The following is a 15,085-nucleotide window of genomic DNA, read 5'->3' on the forward strand; positions in this document are numbered from 1 at the left end:
CGCATGTTCTCGGATACCGATTTCGCCCACATGCAGCGCGCGCTGACGCTCGCGGCGCGCGGCATGTATACGACCGCACCGAACCCGCGCGTCGGCTGCGTGATCGTCAAGGACGGCGACGTGATCGGCGAAGGCTTCACGCAGCCGGCCGGCCAGGACCACGCGGAAGTGCAGGCGCTGAAGGACGCGCGCGCGCGCGGCCACGACGTCGCCGGCGCCACCGTGTACGTGACGCTCGAGCCGTGCAGCCACTTCGGCCGCACGCCGCCGTGCGCGAACGCGCTGATCGACGCGCGCGTCGCGAAGGTCGTCGCGGCGATGGAAGACCCGAATCCTCAGGTGTCCGGGCGCGGCCTCGGGATGCTGCGCGACGCGGGCATCGACGTGCGCTGCGGGCTGCTCGCGCATGAAGCGGGCGAACTGAACATCGGCTTCGTGTCGCGGATGACGCGCGGCCGCCCGTGGGTGCGGATGAAGACGGCCGCGTCGCTCGATGCACGCACCGCGCTGCCGTCCGGCGAAAGCCAGTGGATCACCGGCGAGGCCGCGCGCCTCGACGGCCACGCCTGGCGCGCGCGCGCGTGCGCGATCCTCACCGGGATCGGCACCGTACGCGAGGACAACCCGCTCCTGACCGTGCGCGGCATCGACACGCCGCGCCAGCCGCAGCGCGTGCTGGTCGACAGCCGCCTCGACCTGCCGCTCGATGCGCGCCTGCTCGAAGGCGCGCCGCTGCTGATCTTCTGCGGCCGGCTCGATGCCGCCGGCGAAGTGCGCGCGAACGTGCTGAAGTCGCGCGGCGCGGAAATCGTGCCGCTCGCGAATGCGCACGGCAAGGTCGACCTGCCCGCGATGCTGGCGGCGCTCGGCGCGCGCGGCGTCAACGAGCTGCACGTCGAGGCCGGCCACAAGCTGAACGGCTCGCTGCTGCGCGAGCAGTGCGTCGACGAGCTGCTGGTCTATCTCGCGCCGAGCCTGCTCGGCAGCGACGCGGCCGGCATGTTCGACCTCGCCGCGCCGGCGAGCCTCGACGCCCGCACGCGGCTCGCGTTCCACAGCGTCGAGCGGATCGGCGACGATCTGCGGATCCTGGCGCGTGTCGCGCCGCCCCCTGCCACGCATTGAACGGAGCCGTCACGATGTTTACCGGAATTGTCGCGGCCGTCGGCCGCATCGAATCGATCACCCCGCTCGGCGCGTCGCCCGACGCGGGCGTGCGGCTGACCGTACAGGCCGGCGGGCTCGACCTCGCCGATGTCGCGCTCGGCGACAGCATCGCGATCCAGGGTGCGTGCATGACGGTGATCGCCAAGACCGGCACCCGATTCGACGTCGACGTGTCGCGCGAAAGCCTGAACCGCACGGTCGGGCTCGCGCAACCCGGCGAAGTGAACCTCGAGAAGGCGCTGCGCGCGCACGACCGCCTCGGCGGGCACATCGTGTCGGGCCACGTCGACGGCCTCGGTACCGTGACGCGCTTCGCGCCGGTCGGCGAGTCGCACGAGCTGCGCATCGTCGCACCGCGCGAGCTCGGCCGCTATCTGGCGTACAAGGGCTCGATCACGGTCAACGGCGTGAGCCTGACCGTCAACACGGTCGACGATCGCGCCGACGGCTGCGAATTCTCGATCAACCTGATCCCGCATACGGTCGAGGTCACGACGCTGCGTCACGTGACGGCCGGCGACAAGGTCAATCTCGAAATCGACATGATCGCGCGGTATGTCGAGCGGATGATGTCGGCATCGCAGGGCGTGCATCAGGACTGATCGGGCGGTTCCGCCCCCTGGGCAGGGATTGGCGGCTGGCGGCTCGGCGCGGCACCTGGCCTGATGGCCAACGACGCGCACGCGCCATCCCGTCGCGCTAAGATGCAACGGCAGCGTTTTCGGCGCCGCGACGCACGGTGCGCCGCGTACCGGCTGCCCCTTTTCCTCCAGGAGTCGTCCCCATGTCCATCTCGATGTACCAGGCTTCGCTGCCCGTCCTGATCCGCGGCCTGACCAACCTGCAGCACATCCTCGGCAAGGCGCAGGCGCATGCGGCCGAGAAGCAGATCGACCCGTCGGTGTTCATCGGCGCACGCCTCTATCCGGACATGCTGCCGCTCGTCCGCCAGGTGTACATCGCGACCGACACGGCCAAGGGTTGCGCCGCCCGGCTCGCCGGCGTCGACATCCCGAGCTTCCCCGACGTCGAGCAGACGTTCGACGAACTGCATGCGCGCATCCAGAAGACGATCGACTACCTGAAAGGCTTCGACGCCGCGCAGATCGACGGCAGCGAAGAACGCCAGGTCGTGCTCAAGATGCGTGTCGGTCCGATCGAGTTCACCGGGCAGTCGTACCTGCTGAACTTCGTGCTGCCCAACTTCTTCTTCCACGTGACGACGGCGTACGACATCCTGCGTCACAGCGGCGTCGAACTCGGCAAGCTCGACTACCTCGGCGGCCGCAACGACCACGCGTGACGCACGGCGGGGCCCCGGCCAGCCTGCGGCTGCCTGACATCGGGCGGGCCGCGGCGGCCCGGGCAGGCCCGCCTCGCAGGCCGGTCGCGCCGCGTTTCGGCGCGCTCGCCGGCCGCGCGCAGCCGGTGCCAGCCGAAACGCGGCCCGGCTGGCGTAAAATACGCACTTTCCTCTTTCTCGCCCCCTTATGACGCTCGCCTCCACGCTCGACATCATCGCGGAGTTGAAAGCCGGCCGGATGGTGATCCTGGTCGACGAAGAAGACCGCGAAAACGAAGGCGACCTCGTGATCGCCGCCGAATTCGTCACGCCGGAAGCGATCAACTTCATGGCCAAGTACGGCCGCGGCCTGATTTGTCTGACGTTGACGCAGGAACGCTGCAAGCAGTTGCACCTGCCGCTGATGACCTACCGCAACGGCACCCAGTACGGCACCGCGTTCACGGTCAGCATCGAAGCGGCCGAAGGCGTGACGACCGGCATCTCGGCCGCCGACCGCGCGCATACGATCGCCACGGCGGTCGCGCACGACGTCCGTCCCGAGCACATCGTGCAGCCGGGCCACGTGTTCCCGATCATGGCGCAGCCGGGCGGCGTGCTGGTGCGCGCCGGCCACACCGAGGCCGGCTGCGACTTCACCGCGCTCGCCGGGCTCACGCCGGCCGCGGTGATCTGCGAGGTCATCAAGGACGACGGCACGATGGCGCGCCTGCCCGACCTGCTCGAGTTCGCGAAGGAACACGGCCTGAAGATCGGCACGATCGCCGACCTGATCCAGTACCGCAGCCGCACCGAATCGATCATCGAGCGAATCGCCGAGCGCACGATGCAGACCGCGCACGGCACGTTCCGCGCGGTGCTGTACCGCGACCAGCCGAGCGGCTCGCCGCACATCGCGCTGGTGCGCGGCACGCCGTCGCCCGACGTCGATACGCCCGTGCGCGTGCACGAGCCGCTGTCGGTCCTCGACCTGCTCGAGACGGGCGTCTCGACACACTCGTGGACGCTCGACGCGGCGATGCGCGACATCGCGGAACGCGACCTCGGCGTGATCGTGCTGCTCAACTGCGGCGACACGAAGGAACATCTGATCGACGTCTTCAAGGCGTTCGACGAGGAAGAAAAGGCCGCTGCGCTGAAGCGCCGGCCGGTCGATTTCAAGACGTTCGGCATCGGCGCGCAGATCCTGCGCGATGTCGGCGTCGCCAGGATGCAGGTGCTGTCGAATCCGCGCAAGCTGGGCAGCATGTCCGGCTACGGCCTCGAAGTCACGGGCTTCATTCCGATGCCCGGCGGCGAAGCCAAGTCCTGCCCGGCGTCCCACGCGTAACCCGCCACGACGCTTTCGCCCTATAACCGTTCATCCACACCACGGACCAGATCATGGAAATCGGACAATACCAACCGAATCTCGAAGGCGACGGCCTGCGTATCGGCATCGTGCAATCCCGCTTCAACGAACCCGTCTGCAACGGCCTCGCCGATGCGTGCGTCGAAGAACTCGAGCGCCTCGGCGTCTCCGGTGAAGACGTGCTGCTCGTGTCGGTGCCCGGCGCGCTGGAAATCCCGCTCGCGCTGCAGAAGCTCGCGGAAAGCGGCCAGTTCGACGCACTGATCGCGCTCGGCGCGGTGATCCGCGGCGAGACGTACCATTTCGAACTCGTGTCGAACGAAAGCGGCGCGGGCATCACCCGCATCGGCCTCGACTTCAACCTGCCGATCGCGAACGCGGTCCTGACGACCGAAAACGACGAGCAGGCCGTCGCGCGCATGACCGAAAAGGGTCGTGACGCCGCGCGCGTCGCGGTCGAGATGGCCAACCTGACGATGGCACTCGACCAGCTCGGCGACGATGAGGACGAGGACGAAGAAGACGAAGACGACGAAGAGGAGCGCGCATGAAGAAGAGCGCCCGCCGACAATCGCGCGAGCTGGCGACGCAGGGCCTGTATCAGTGGCTGCTGTCGAACGCGGCCCCCGGCGAGATCGACGCGCAACTGCGCGGCGCGCTCGGTTACGACAAGGCCGACAAGGAGCTGCTCGACGCGATCCTGCACGGCGTGATTCGCGAGCATGCGACGCTCGTCGAAGCCCTCACGCCGTCGCTGGACCGTCCGGTCGACCAGCTGTCGCCGGTCGAACGCGCCGTGCTGCTGATCGCGACGTTCGAGCTCACGCATCATGTCGAAACGCCGTACCGCGTGATCATCAACGAAGCAGTGGAACTCGCGAAGACGTTCGGCGGCTCCGACGGCTACAAGTACGTCAACGGCGTGCTCGACAAGCTCGCCGCGAAGCTGCGCCCCGCCGAAACGCAGGCGCGCCGCAACGGCTGATTCCGCAGGTAGACGGGCGCGCGAGCGCCCGTTTTTCGTTCTCCCTCCCCCTCCCCGCTCCGCCCGACCGATGAATACCACCGCCGATTCGCTCGTCACGCTCGCCGCACGCGTCGACGCGATCCAGCCCTTCTACGTGATGGAACTGATGAAGGAGGCACAGCGGCTCGAGTCCTCCGGGCGCGACGTTATCCACATGGGCATCGGCGAGCCGGACTTCACCGCACCGGAGCCCGTCGTCGAGGCGGCGGCGGCCGCGTTGCGCCGCGGCGTCACGCAGTACACGAGCGCGCTCGGCATCGCGCCGCTGCGCGAAGCGATCGCCGCGCACTACGCGCGCGCGTACGGCCTCACGATCAGCCCCGAGCGGATCGTCGTGACGGCCGGCGCGTCGGCCGCGCTGCTGCTCGCGTGCCTCGCGCTCGTGGGCCGCGACGACGAGGTGCTGATGCCCGACCCGTCGTACCCGTGCAACCGGCACTTCGTCGCGGCTGCCGAAGGCCGCCCGGTGCTCGTGCCGAGCGGCCCGGAAGCGCGCTTCCAGCTCACCGCGGACGACGTCCGCACGCGCTGGGGCAGCCGCACGCGCGGCGTGCTGCTCGCGTCGCCGTCGAACCCGACCGGCACGTCGCTCGAACCGGACGAACTGAAGCGGATCGTCGAAGCCGTGCGCGCACGCGGCGGCTTCACGATCGTCGACGAGATCTACCAGGGGCTCAGCTATGACGCGGCGCCCGTGTCGGCGCTGTCGTACGGCGATGATGTCGTCACCGTCAACAGCTTCTCGAAGTACTTCAGCATGACCGGCTGGCGGCTCGGCTGGCTGGTCGTACCGCCCGCGCTCGTGAGCACGTTCGAAAAGCTGTCGCAGAACCTGTTCATCTGCCCGTCCACGCTCGCGCAGCACGCTGCGCTCGCGTGCTTCGAACCGGCGGCGCTCGACATCTACGAGGCGCGCCGCCTCGAATTCAAGCGTCGCCGCGACTTCATCGCGCCGGCGCTCGAACGGCTCGGCTTCACGGTGCCCGTGATGCCGGACGGCGCGTTCTACGTCTATGCGCACTGCGGCGGCGTCGCCCATCCGGCGGCCGGCGACAGCACGGCGCTCACGCAGGCGATGCTGCACGACGCGGGCGTCGTGCTGGTGCCGGGCATGGATTTCGGCGTGCATGCGCCGCGCGACTATATCCGGCTGTCCTATGCGACCGCCTATTCGCGCCTCGAAGAGGCCGTCGAGCGGCTCGCGACGCTGTTCGGCCAGCACTGACGTCCGAGCGGCCCTCCCGGCCGGCGTGCCGGGCGCTACCGTCCACGCCAAAACGAAAAGGCACCCGAATCGGGTGCCTTTTTGCTTGAGTCCTGCCGGAACCGCGGGGCGTTGCGTGACTTACGCGCCGAGCTCCGAATGATCGCCGTGCGCCTGCTTCGCGGTGTCGACGCTTGCGTCGTCCTGCTGCGGCGCGCCCTTCGGCGCCGCGGCGGCCTTCGCGGCGATCGGCTGCGCGGCGTCGAGCGTCGCGTGCATGCGCTTCGTGTTGCCTGCCGCTGCCGTCACGGCCGCGGTGACGATCGGCTTCGACGGCTGGGCCGGCGCCTGCGGCGCATTCACCGGCACGCTGCGGCCGTGCGCGACGTCGCGCAGGCGGCCGCGCTCGGCCATGACCTTCGAGCCGTACACGGTGTCGTCCGGATTGGTCGAGCCGTTGTACAGACGCAGGCCGTTCGCAAGCGAGCCGCCGCGGGCGATGCAGTCCTTCAGCACGAGCGCGCCGACCTGCAGGTTCGCGAGCGGCTGCAGCGCGGTGTCGGTACCGCCGAAATATTCGAACTTGTCGGAATGGACCTTCGACATGACCTGCATCAGGCCTTGCGCGCCGACGCCGCTTTCCGCGTACGGGTTGAAGCCCGATTCGATCGCCATCACGGACAGCAGCAGCAGCGGATCGAGGCCGACGTCGTGGCCGGTCTGGAACGCGGCCTTGACGAGCTGGCCGAGCGGCTCCTGGGCGACCCGGTAACGGCGCGACAGGTAGGTGGCGACGAGCGCCTGCTGGCGGTTCGACGCGAGCGCACGGTCGTCGCGCGCATCGGCCGGGACCCGCTGGGACGGGATCAGTTTCGCGAGCGCGACAGGCGACGGGCCGTTGCGGGCCGGATCGGACGCATCGCTCTGCGCGGCGGTTTCCGGTGCCACGTCGAGACCGACGGCGAGCGCATCCGTCTCGGGAGCCTCTTCCTGCTGCGGCTGCGCGCCGGCGGGCGCGAAGTTCGGCAGCGGATGGCCGGTCAGCAGACGGGCCGGACCGGCCTGCACGGCCGCGGATACGACTGGCATCAGCTTCGCGGCGAGGTTCCCGCGCACGGTCGGCAGCAGCCACAGGGCCAGTGCGATCGCGACGGCGAAACAGCCGACGACGCTGAATAAATGGTGACTGACACGCGTCCCGCGACGCAGCATGTTGCGCACGATCTGTGCATGCTGCTCACTGGGACGCCACGATAACCAAGCGTTCATTCAGATCATCTCCCATGAACATGACTCGTGCGGCTCGCTCGGCTCGATGGCGAGACAGAAAACGCGCCGCGGAATCACGACGCCGCACGCCTTGGTCGGGGCATGCAGGCATCGGGGAAACGGTATAAGTACCGTTCGAGGCCACGGTATAAGACGGCCGGCACCTTCGCACATTGGGCGAGGCGGGCATACGCGGTGGCACCCACGCAAAAAACCAGCGTCTGGTGGCGCTGGCTGGGACTACGACAAAGGCCGTCGAATACGCCGTGCAGGTTTCGGCGGACGGTGACGCGCTGCGTCAAAGATCGGTGATTGGCGGCTCGAAGCCTTTTACCCTGCAGCCAATGTGAGCGGATTCTAGCAGGGTTTTATAGATCGTCAACACTATAAAAACTTCAAATTATAACAAAAAGTAATTTTGAACCGCCCTTCAGATCGCGAGCCCCCTGCCGTAGGGGCTCTCCGCGCGGTCCACTTTTTTCTCCGCCCGGGCGTGCGCGCGGCGGCCCGGGTAAAATCTGCGCTCGATTCGGGGCCGCAGCCGGCCGCTGCGCCCGCCCATCGCTGCCCGCCTTGCGGGCGGCCCGGACCTTGTTCATGAAATACAAAGACTTACGCGATTTCATCCAGCGCCTCGAGGCGCTCGGCGAACTGCGGCGCGTCACGCAACCCGTGTCGCCCGTGCTCGAAATGACCGAGCTGTGCGACCGCGTGCTGCGCGCCGGCGGCCCGGCGCTGCTGTTCGCCGCGCCGCCCGGCAATGCGTTCCCGGTACTCGGCAACCTGTTCGGCACACCGCGCCGCGTCGCGCTCGGGATGGGCGTCGATGCCGGCGACGACGCCGCGCTCGGCTCGCTGCGCGACCTCGGGCGGCTGCTGTCCGCGCTGAAGGAGCCGGATCCGCCGAAGAGCCTGAAGGACGCCGGCAAGCTGCTGTCGCTCGCGAAGGCCGTATGGGACATGGCGCCGAAATCGGTGTCGTCGCCGCCGTGCCAGGAGATCGTCTGGGAAGGTGCCGACGTCGACCTGCACAAGCTGCCGATCCAGACCTGCTGGCCCGGCGACGCGGGGCCGCTCGTCACGTGGGGCCTCACGGTCACGCGCGGGCCGAACAAGCCGCGCCAGAACCTCGGCATCTATCGCCAGCAGCTGATCGGCCGCAACAAGCTGATCATGCGCTGGCTCGCGCATCGCGGCGGCGCGCTCGACTTCCGCGAATTCGCGTTGAAGAACCCCGGCAAGCCGTATCCGGTCGCGGTCGTGCTCGGTGCGGATCCGGCCACGACGCTCGGCGCGGTGACGCCGGTGCCCGATTCGCTGTCCGAGTATCAGTTCGCCGGCCTGCTGCGCGGCAGCCGCACCGAGCTCGCGAAGTGCCTGACGCCCGGCGTCGACACGCTGCAGGTGCCCGCCCGCGCGGAGATCGTGCTCGAAGGTTTCATTTATCCGCAGGAAGGCGCGCCCGCCCCCGCCCCGGCCGGCGCACCGCCGCGGCCGGCCGGCAACGCGTCGGCCGCTTATGAGCACGCGCTCGAAGGCCCGTACGGCGACCACACCGGCTACTACAACGAACAGGAGTGGTTCCCGGTGTTCACCGTCGAGCGCATCACGATGCGTCGCGACGCGATCTATCACTCGACCTATACGGGCAAGCCGCCCGACGAGCCGGCCGTGCTCGGCGTCGCGCTCAACGAGGTGTTCGTGCCGCTGCTGCAGAAGCAGTTCACCGAGATCACCGACTTCTACCTGCCGCCGGAAGGCTGCAGCTACCGGATGGCGATCGTCCAGATGAAGAAGAGCTACGCCGGCCATGCGAAGCGCGTGATGTTCGGCGTGTGGAGCTTCCTGCGGCAGTTCATGTATACGAAGTTCATCGTGGTCGTCGACGAGGACGTGAACATCCGCGACTGGAACGAGGTGATCTGGGCGATCACGACGCGCGTCGACCCCGTGCGCGACACCGTGATGGTCGACAGCACGCCGATCGACTATCTGGATTTCGCGTCGCCCGTCGCGGGCCTCGGCTCGAAGATGGGGCTCGACGCGACCAACAAGTGGCCCGGCGAGACGAACCGCGAATGGGGCCGCCCGATCGAGATGGACGCCGCCGTGAAGGCGCGCGTCGACCGCCTCTGGCAGGAGATCGGACTGTAAGTCCGCGCGCTGAACGCACCCGACAAGAACGACGATGAGCTTTCCTCCCGCCTCGATGCTGTCCGACGGATTCTTCCTGTCGCTGTCGCTATGTCTCGACATCGGCCTCGTCAACGTCGCGATGCTGTCGCTGACGCTGTCGCACGGCTTCCGGCCCGGCTTCTGGCTCGGCGTCGGCTCGTGCGTCGGCGACCTCGTCTACGCGGCGCTCGCGCTCGCCGGCATGGCCGTGCTGCTGCAGTTCGAGACCGTGCGCTGGATCGTCTGGATCGGCGGCGGTGCGGTGCTGCTGTTCCTCACGTGGAAGATGGCGCGTGAAGCGCTCGCGCCGGCCGGCGGCACCGACGACGGCGATGCGGACGACACGCCGCAGCCGCGTGCCAGTGCGCGGCGCAGCTTCATGCGCGGGATGCTGCTCGCGATGTCGTCGCCGAGCGCGATCCTGTGGTTCGCGGCGGTCGGCGGCGCGCTGATCGCGAAAGCCGGCGCGACCACGCCGGCCACGGCGTCGGTGTTCCTGTCCGGCTTCTTCCTCGGCGGCCTCGCGTGGACGCTGTTCATGTGCACGCTCGCGAGCCAGGGCCGCAAGCGCGCGGGCGCGGGGCTGATGCGCGCATGCCACGTCGCGTCGGCGCTGCTGTTCGCGTATTTCTCGTACAGCGTGATCGTCGGCGGCTATCGCGACCTGATCGCGCACGCCGTGTCGTAACCGGCGCGCACCGGATCGCGCGCCCAATGAAAAACGGCGCAACGCCCCACGCGGGACGTTGCGCCGTTTTGCCGCGCGCGGTCAGGCCGCCGCGCGGAATGCGTCAACGACGCCAGTAGCCGTGGTGGCCCCAGCCGCCGTAACCGTGACGCCAGTACGGACGGCCGTAGTAGCCGCCGACGACCACGGGGGGCGGTGCATAGTAGGCCGGCGCCGGCGCGTAATACACGGGCGGGGGCGGCGGTGCGTAGTACACGGGCGGCGGCGCCGCATACACGGGATACGCAGGTGCGATCGGAACCCCGATGCCGACCCCGATCGACACGTGGGCCTGCGCGGCGCTCGCGGCACCCAGGCCCAGCGCGGCGGCGGCGATGAACGGAATGAGCTTTTTCACTTCGATTCTCCTGCTGGAGCGGTAATTTGTGCGCTCCTGTCGGCAACGGCGGGCATGCACGTCGCATGCAAGCAATGTAGCGAAAACCCGCCGCGCGCGTATCGCGCATTTGTTGCAAATTGCAATTCCATCCGGCTGCAAACACCGTGCGGCGTGGCCTTGCGGATCCTCGACATCGCTTGCCGGTCGCGTGATTCCGTCCGACCAGTGAAAGCGCGACACATTGTCCGGTCAGTCTTACCGGATCCGGCAAGCGCGGCGGGCACGCTTCCGTAATGAACGATTACAAATTTGAGACAAGACGCCGACAATTCAACGGGGATGTGGCCCCCGCGTGATTCGGGGCCGAATCACGCGATCGTCGCGGGCGGCGAAAACGGCCGCGCGAATTTACCGCTACCCCGTGTCGCACGCGGTCTTCCAGGCCGTCCTCGCCCGGCGCCGCCCTTGCGCGGCCGCCCCGTCATTCCTGCGATACTGGCGGCTGCTCCGTTTTCGCTTCGTGACCCGCCATGTCCCTTCCCGACACTCCTCGCCTCGGCTTCATCGGCGCCGGCCGCCTGGCGCGCTGCCTCGCCCTGCGTTTCGCGGCGGCCGGCTTTCCGGTCGTCGCGAGCGCGAGCCGCACGGCGGAATCGGCCACGGCACTCGCCGCGCGCATCGACGGCTGCCGCGCGCTCGACACGCCGCAGCAGGTCGTCGACGCCGCCGACCTGATCTTCCTCACCGTGCCCGACGACCATCTCGCGTCGACCGCCGCGGCGTTGCGGTTCGACGCGGCGCGCGCGGCGAGCCAGGCGCTCGTCCACTGCAGCGGCGCGTCGGCGGTCGAGCTGCTCGATCCGGCCAAGCGGCAAGGCGCGGCCACGGGCGGCTTCCATCCGCTCTACCTGTTCGGCGGCACCGACGCCGATCTCGCCCGCATCGACGGCTGCTCGGTCACGCTCGAAGCCGACGGCGCGCTGCACGCGACGCTGCTGCGACTTGCTGACGCACTCGGCTGCCATCCGCTGTCGATTCCGGCCGGCGGCCGGATGCTCTATCACGCGGCCGCCCATTACGCGGCGAGCTTCGCGCTGTGCGGGCTGTCGGAGGCGGTCGAGCTGTGGCGCGGCCTCGGCTTCGACGAGGAAGCGGCGCTGCGAGCGCTGCTGCCGATGCTCGCCGGCACGATCGAGACCGCGCGCGACAAGGGCCTCGCGAACGCACTCGCGGGCCCGGTATCGCGCGGCGACACCGGCATCGTCGAGCGTCAGCTCGCGCTGCTCGAGGCGCGCGGTGGCGATCACGCGACGCTGTACGCGCTGATGACCCGCCGCGCGGTCGCGCTCGCGGCGAAGCGCGCCGCGCCGCCGGCCGCGCTGCCGGCGCTCGCGCAGGCCGTCGAAACGTCGCTCGCGCGCACGACCGGGCACCCCTCCCCGCCGCGGGACGAGGCGTGATAAGGTGTCGGCCGATGCGCCGCCATCCGGCGTTGGCGGCCGCACGCTACTCGACTGTATAAAAAGGATGCCAACGATGTTCGGCGAGATCGCCCGTTTTCTGCTCAATACCGTCTTCACGCTGTTCGGCGCCGCGCTGATCCTGCGCGTCTGGATGCAGGCCGTCCGCGTGCCGCCGTACAACCCCGTCACGCAGGCCGTGCTGCAGGCGACCAACTGGCTCGTGCTGCCGCTGCGCCGCGTGATCGCGGGCGTGCGCGGCATCGACTGGGCAAGCGTCGTCGCAGCGCTGCTCACCGCGCTCGTCTATGTGGTGCTGATGGTCGTGATGGCCGGCTTCGACCCGGCCTCGGTGATCGCGACGCTCGTCGTGGTCGCGCTGCTCACCGTCGTGAAGTGGGCGCTCAATCTCGTGATCTGGATGACGATCCTGATGGCGCTGCTGTCGTGGCTCAATCCGCGCTCGCCGGCGATGCCGATCCTCTACCAGCTCACCGCACCGTTCCTGAACCCGCTGCGCCGCGTGATCCCGAACCTCGGCGGCATCGACCTGTCGCCGATCCTGCTGTTCGTGATCGTGCAGGTGCTGCTGATGATCGTCACGCGCGCCGCCGTGTCGCTGACGATCTTCGGCATCTGATCCGACGTGTCGCGCTACGCTGCCGGCCCCTGCGCCGGCGGCGCCTCGAGCGTGTCGATCACGCCGAAATTCGCCGGAATCATCGCGTAGCACACGCGCACTTTCTCGCGCGACACGCGCTCGAGCAGCCGCTTCGCCTCGTCCTCGGTGACGATGAACTCGACCTCGACCGCGAGCGAACCCTGCAGTTCGAAAAAGCGGTCCTCGTGCAGCACCCGATGCCGGCCGAAGCCGGCCATCGCGCGAAACGCCGAACCGCCCGCGACCCCCATCCGGTTTCCCTCCTCCAGCAACCACTCCCACAGCGGCTTCCAGTGCAGCCGGTGCTGCTCGTGCACGTAGAAGCGCAAGAAGACCCTGTCCATCGCGTCCTCCCGGTGCCGGCGCGCTCAGGCCGCCGCGAACCACGCGCGCGCGGTCCACATGCCGAGCGCCGTCAGCGTGAACGATCCAGTCAAGTGTAGGGCAGCCACCGCGAACGCCCATCCGAATTCGCCCTGCACCGCGTGCGTCATCACTTCGACCGAATAGGTCGAGAACGTCGTGAGGCCGCCGAGGAAGCCGGTGATCACGAACAGCCGCCACTCGGGCGGCAGCCCGACGCGGGTGGTAAAAACGACGGCGGCAACGCCGATCACGTAGCCGCCGATCAGGTTCGCAGCGAGCGTGCCGAGCGGCACGGCGGGAAAGAACGCGTTGAGCGCAAGGCTCAGGAACCAGCGCAGCAATGCGCCGAGTCCGGCGCCGACGAAGATCGCGACCATCGAATAGAACAAGGGAACTCCTCGCTGACGAGCCCGCATCGCGGATGCGGCCTACGCCGAACTGTATGCGCAATCGCGCCGCGACGGCAATGCTGGAGGACCGGCGGACGGGGCCCGGATCGCGTCGCACCGGTATCACGCATTTCATTATTCCGGCACCCGTGCCGCAATCGATGTTTTCCAATCGACTACGCCGGACATTACAAATCAAACCGGCGTCGATTATTTATCAGATTTTTAATACCGGAAAGATCAGCTTCATCGGGCGGCACGCCAGCGCTTGAACGCTGCATTCCATTGGTATTTCACGTATTTACCCTCATCAGATATTCCCGTATTCGTTCGATATCCGATGCAATTTACGCAGCCGATTTCGTAGAATTGTTTCGCCCCCCACTCCATCGACATGGAGACTCGAAGAATGAACAATATCCGCCTGTCTTCCATGTTGATACCGGCGCTGTGCGCGTCGCTGCTTGCGTCGAGCGTCGCGCTCGCCGGGGACAACGGGCCGCCGCCCTACGTCGAGGGCGCCCGTGCACCCAAGGGATTCGCCCGTCCGCCGTTCCATACGAAACCGCGCGCAAGCACGGCCACGGTGGCCGGCCTCACGCCGGCGCTCACCCGGCACGCGTACGGATTCGACACGATCGCCAACCAGGGCGACGGGATGGTCGTTGCGATCGTCGACGCATACGACGACCCGCGGATCGAGTCCGATCTCGGCGTGTTCAGCAACGCGTTCTCGTTGCCGGCCTGCACCACGGCGAACGGCTGCTTCACCAAGGTATATGCACGCGGCGCGCGGCCCAGGGCCGATTCGGGCTGGGCGCTCGAGATATCGCTCGACGTCGAATGGGTGCATGCGATCGCGCCGAAGGCGAGAATCGTGCTCGTCGAGGCCGCGTCGGCCAGCTTCAACGACCTGATGGCCGCGGTCGACGTCGCGGTCAAGCGCGGCGCGTCGGTCGTGTCGATGAGCTTCGGCGGCAACGAGTTCAACAGCGAAACCGGCTTCGACAGCCACTTCAACGTATCGGGTGTCACGTTCGTCGCGTCGTCCGGCGACAGCGGCACCGGCACCGAGTACCCGGCGGCGTCGCCGTACGTGGTGGCGGTGGGCGGCACGACGTTGTCCACCGACGCGTCCGGCGCCTACGTCGGCGAGGCCGCGTGGAGCGGCAGCGGCGGCGGCGTGAGTTCCGTCGAGGGCGAACCGGCCGGCCAGACCGCCTGGCCGGTGCCGGTCGCCGGCAAGCGCGGCGTGCCCGACGTCAGCTACGACGCGAACCCGTCCAGCGGTTTCGCGGTGTACGACTCGGTCACCTACCAGGGGCAGGCGGGCTGGTTCCAGGTCGGCGGCACCAGCGCAGGCGCGCCGCAATGGTCGGCACTCGTCGCGATCGCGAATTCGCTGCGCGCGGCGGCCGGCAAAAGCCCGTTGAGCGGTACCTACAACACGCTCTATACGGTCGGGAAAAACGCCTACGGCAGCGACTATCACGACGTCACGACCGGGTCCAACGGCAGCTGCGGCAGCATCTGCAACGCCGCGGGCGGCTACGACTACGTGACCGGCCTCGGTTCGCCGCAAGCACCGGCACTCGTGCAGGCGCTCGTCGGCCAGCCGTAACGGGAGAACGCAGGCCGTGCCGGGG

17 protein-coding genes are annotated in these 15,085 nt (G+C 68.4%); 13 read left to right on the forward strand and 4 right to left on the reverse strand.

What is annotated here, in order from left to right; translation table 11 throughout:
- Positions 1–3: 3 nt before the first annotated feature.
- From ribD to DID98_RS16625, 7 genes are all read left to right on the forward strand, one after another.
- Positions 4–1,125: a bifunctional diaminohydroxyphosphoribosylaminopyrimidine deaminase/5-amino-6-(5-phosphoribosylamino)uracil reductase RibD gene (gene ribD / locus DID98_RS16595; protein WP_124487768.1), complete on the forward strand. Its 1,122-nt coding sequence runs from the start codon at positions 4–6 to the stop codon at positions 1,123–1,125.
- A gap of 14 nt (positions 1,126–1,139) precedes the next feature.
- Positions 1,140–1,769: a riboflavin synthase gene (locus tag DID98_RS16600; protein ID WP_124571033.1), complete on the forward strand. Its 630-nt coding sequence runs from the start codon at positions 1,140–1,142 to the stop codon at positions 1,767–1,769.
- A 182-nt stretch (positions 1,770–1,951) separates the two neighbouring features.
- A complete protein-coding gene (locus DID98_RS16605) occupies positions 1,952–2,470 on the forward strand; it encodes a DUF1993 family protein (RefSeq protein WP_124487766.1) in 519 nt (172 codons plus the stop codon).
- A 187-nt stretch (positions 2,471–2,657) separates the two neighbouring features.
- A complete protein-coding gene (ribBA, locus tag DID98_RS16610) occupies positions 2,658–3,800 on the forward strand; it encodes a bifunctional 3,4-dihydroxy-2-butanone-4-phosphate synthase/GTP cyclohydrolase II (protein WP_044846224.1) in 1,143 nt (380 codons plus the stop codon).
- 53 nt (positions 3,801–3,853) lie between these two features.
- A complete protein-coding gene (gene ribH / locus DID98_RS16615) occupies positions 3,854–4,372 on the forward strand; it encodes a 6,7-dimethyl-8-ribityllumazine synthase (protein WP_124521635.1) in 519 nt (172 codons plus the stop codon).
- Complete coding sequence (gene nusB / locus DID98_RS16620; protein WP_044846225.1) at positions 4,369–4,806, forward strand: transcription antitermination factor NusB; 438 nt, start codon at positions 4,369–4,371, stop codon at positions 4,804–4,806. The genes ribH and nusB overlap by 4 nt, the downstream gene beginning before the upstream one ends.
- Before the next feature lie 70 nt (positions 4,807–4,876).
- On the forward strand, positions 4,877–6,073 hold the full coding sequence (locus DID98_RS16625; protein WP_124571034.1) for a pyridoxal phosphate-dependent aminotransferase: 1,197 nt from the start codon (positions 4,877–4,879) through the stop codon (positions 6,071–6,073).
- Positions 6,074–6,193: 120 nt separating this feature from the next.
- On the opposite strand, the gene DID98_RS16630 is transcribed toward DID98_RS16625, so the two are convergent.
- A complete protein-coding gene (locus DID98_RS16630) occupies positions 6,194–7,321 on the reverse strand; it encodes a lytic transglycosylase domain-containing protein (protein WP_124571035.1) in 1,128 nt (375 codons plus the stop codon).
- Positions 7,322–7,918: 597 nt separating this feature from the next.
- Here DID98_RS16630 and DID98_RS16635 point away from each other — a divergent pair.
- Complete coding sequence (locus DID98_RS16635) at positions 7,919–9,475, forward strand: UbiD family decarboxylase (protein ID WP_124487762.1); 1,557 nt, start codon at positions 7,919–7,921, stop codon at positions 9,473–9,475.
- Between the two features lie 34 nt (positions 9,476–9,509).
- Entirely contained in the window at positions 9,510–10,184 is a 675-nt protein-coding gene (locus DID98_RS16640) for a LysE family translocator (RefSeq protein WP_124487761.1), read from the forward strand.
- Between the two features lie 103 nt (positions 10,185–10,287).
- On the opposite strand, the gene DID98_RS16645 is transcribed toward DID98_RS16640, so the two are convergent.
- Positions 10,288–10,581: a hypothetical protein gene (locus DID98_RS16645; protein ID WP_044846230.1), complete on the reverse strand. Its 294-nt coding sequence runs from the start codon at positions 10,579–10,581 to the stop codon at positions 10,288–10,290.
- 512 nt (positions 10,582–11,093) lie between these two features.
- Here DID98_RS16645 and DID98_RS16655 point away from each other — a divergent pair.
- Together DID98_RS16655 and DID98_RS16660 are read left to right on the forward strand one after the other, a co-directional pair.
- Positions 11,094–12,023 carry a Rossmann-like and DUF2520 domain-containing protein gene (locus tag DID98_RS16655; RefSeq protein WP_124571037.1) on the forward strand — a complete coding sequence of 310 codons (930 nt, stop codon included), beginning with the start codon at positions 11,094–11,096 and terminating at the stop codon, positions 12,021–12,023.
- Between the two features lie 76 nt (positions 12,024–12,099).
- Positions 12,100–12,663, forward strand: a complete 564-nt coding sequence (locus tag DID98_RS16660) for a YggT family protein (RefSeq protein WP_044846232.1) — start codon at positions 12,100–12,102, stop codon at positions 12,661–12,663.
- Positions 12,664–12,677: 14 nt separating this feature from the next.
- Here DID98_RS16660 and DID98_RS16665 read toward each other — a convergent pair whose 3' ends face one another.
- Entirely contained in the window at positions 12,678–13,028 is a 351-nt protein-coding gene (locus DID98_RS16665; RefSeq protein ID WP_124487758.1) for a DUF190 domain-containing protein, read from the reverse strand.
- 24 nt (positions 13,029–13,052) lie between these two features.
- Positions 13,053–13,439 carry a fluoride efflux transporter CrcB gene (gene crcB, locus DID98_RS16670; RefSeq protein ID WP_044846234.1) on the reverse strand — a complete coding sequence of 129 codons (387 nt, stop codon included), beginning with the start codon at positions 13,437–13,439 and terminating at the stop codon, positions 13,053–13,055.
- A gap of 53 nt (positions 13,440–13,492) precedes the next feature.
- Here crcB and DID98_RS16675 point away from each other — a divergent pair, with 53 nt between their 5' ends.
- Complete coding sequence (locus DID98_RS16675; protein WP_124571038.1) at positions 13,493–13,711, forward strand: hypothetical protein; 219 nt, start codon at positions 13,493–13,495, stop codon at positions 13,709–13,711.
- A 137-nt stretch (positions 13,712–13,848) separates the two neighbouring features.
- Positions 13,849–15,060, forward strand: a complete 1,212-nt coding sequence (locus tag DID98_RS16680; protein WP_124571039.1) for a S53 family peptidase — start codon at positions 13,849–13,851, stop codon at positions 15,058–15,060.
- Positions 15,061–15,085: the final 25 nt, after the last annotated feature.

Origin of the sequence: Burkholderia sp. Bp8984 (assembly GCF_003853755.1) — a bacterium.
Lineage (GTDB): Bacteria > Pseudomonadota > Gammaproteobacteria > Burkholderiales > Burkholderiaceae > Burkholderia.

What these genes read in the sequence shown, in the direction of transcription:
- ribD (WP_124487768.1), top strand. Translation starts at nt 4, where the DNA reads ATGTTCTCGGATACCGATTTCGCCCACATGCAGCGCGCGCTGACGCTC.
- DID98_RS16600 (WP_124571033.1), top strand. Translation starts at nt 1,140, where the DNA reads ATGTTTACCGGAATTGTCGCGGCCGTCGGCCGCATCGAATCGATCACC.
- DID98_RS16605 (WP_124487766.1), top strand. Translation starts at nt 1,952, where the DNA reads ATGTCCATCTCGATGTACCAGGCTTCGCTGCCCGTCCTGATCCGCGGC.
- ribBA (WP_044846224.1), top strand. Translation starts at nt 2,658, where the DNA reads ATGACGCTCGCCTCCACGCTCGACATCATCGCGGAGTTGAAAGCCGGC.
- ribH (WP_124521635.1), top strand. Translation starts at nt 3,854, where the DNA reads ATGGAAATCGGACAATACCAACCGAATCTCGAAGGCGACGGCCTGCGT.
- nusB (WP_044846225.1), top strand. Translation starts at nt 4,369, where the DNA reads ATGAAGAAGAGCGCCCGCCGACAATCGCGCGAGCTGGCGACGCAGGGC.
- DID98_RS16625 (WP_124571034.1), top strand. Translation starts at nt 4,877, where the DNA reads ATGAATACCACCGCCGATTCGCTCGTCACGCTCGCCGCACGCGTCGAC.
- DID98_RS16630 (WP_124571035.1), bottom strand. Translation starts at nt 7,321, where the DNA reads ATGAACGCTTGGTTATCGTGGCGTCCCAGTGAGCAGCATGCACAGATC.
- DID98_RS16635 (WP_124487762.1), top strand. Translation starts at nt 7,919, where the DNA reads ATGAAATACAAAGACTTACGCGATTTCATCCAGCGCCTCGAGGCGCTC.
- DID98_RS16640 (WP_124487761.1), top strand. Translation starts at nt 9,510, where the DNA reads ATGAGCTTTCCTCCCGCCTCGATGCTGTCCGACGGATTCTTCCTGTCG.
- DID98_RS16655 (WP_124571037.1), top strand. Translation starts at nt 11,094, where the DNA reads ATGTCCCTTCCCGACACTCCTCGCCTCGGCTTCATCGGCGCCGGCCGC.
- DID98_RS16660 (WP_044846232.1), top strand. Translation starts at nt 12,100, where the DNA reads ATGTTCGGCGAGATCGCCCGTTTTCTGCTCAATACCGTCTTCACGCTG.
- DID98_RS16665 (WP_124487758.1), bottom strand. Translation starts at nt 13,028, where the DNA reads ATGGACAGGGTCTTCTTGCGCTTCTACGTGCACGAGCAGCACCGGCTG.
- DID98_RS16675 (WP_124571038.1), top strand. Translation starts at nt 13,493, where the DNA reads ATGCGCAATCGCGCCGCGACGGCAATGCTGGAGGACCGGCGGACGGGG.
- DID98_RS16680 (WP_124571039.1), top strand. Translation starts at nt 13,849, where the DNA reads ATGAACAATATCCGCCTGTCTTCCATGTTGATACCGGCGCTGTGCGCG.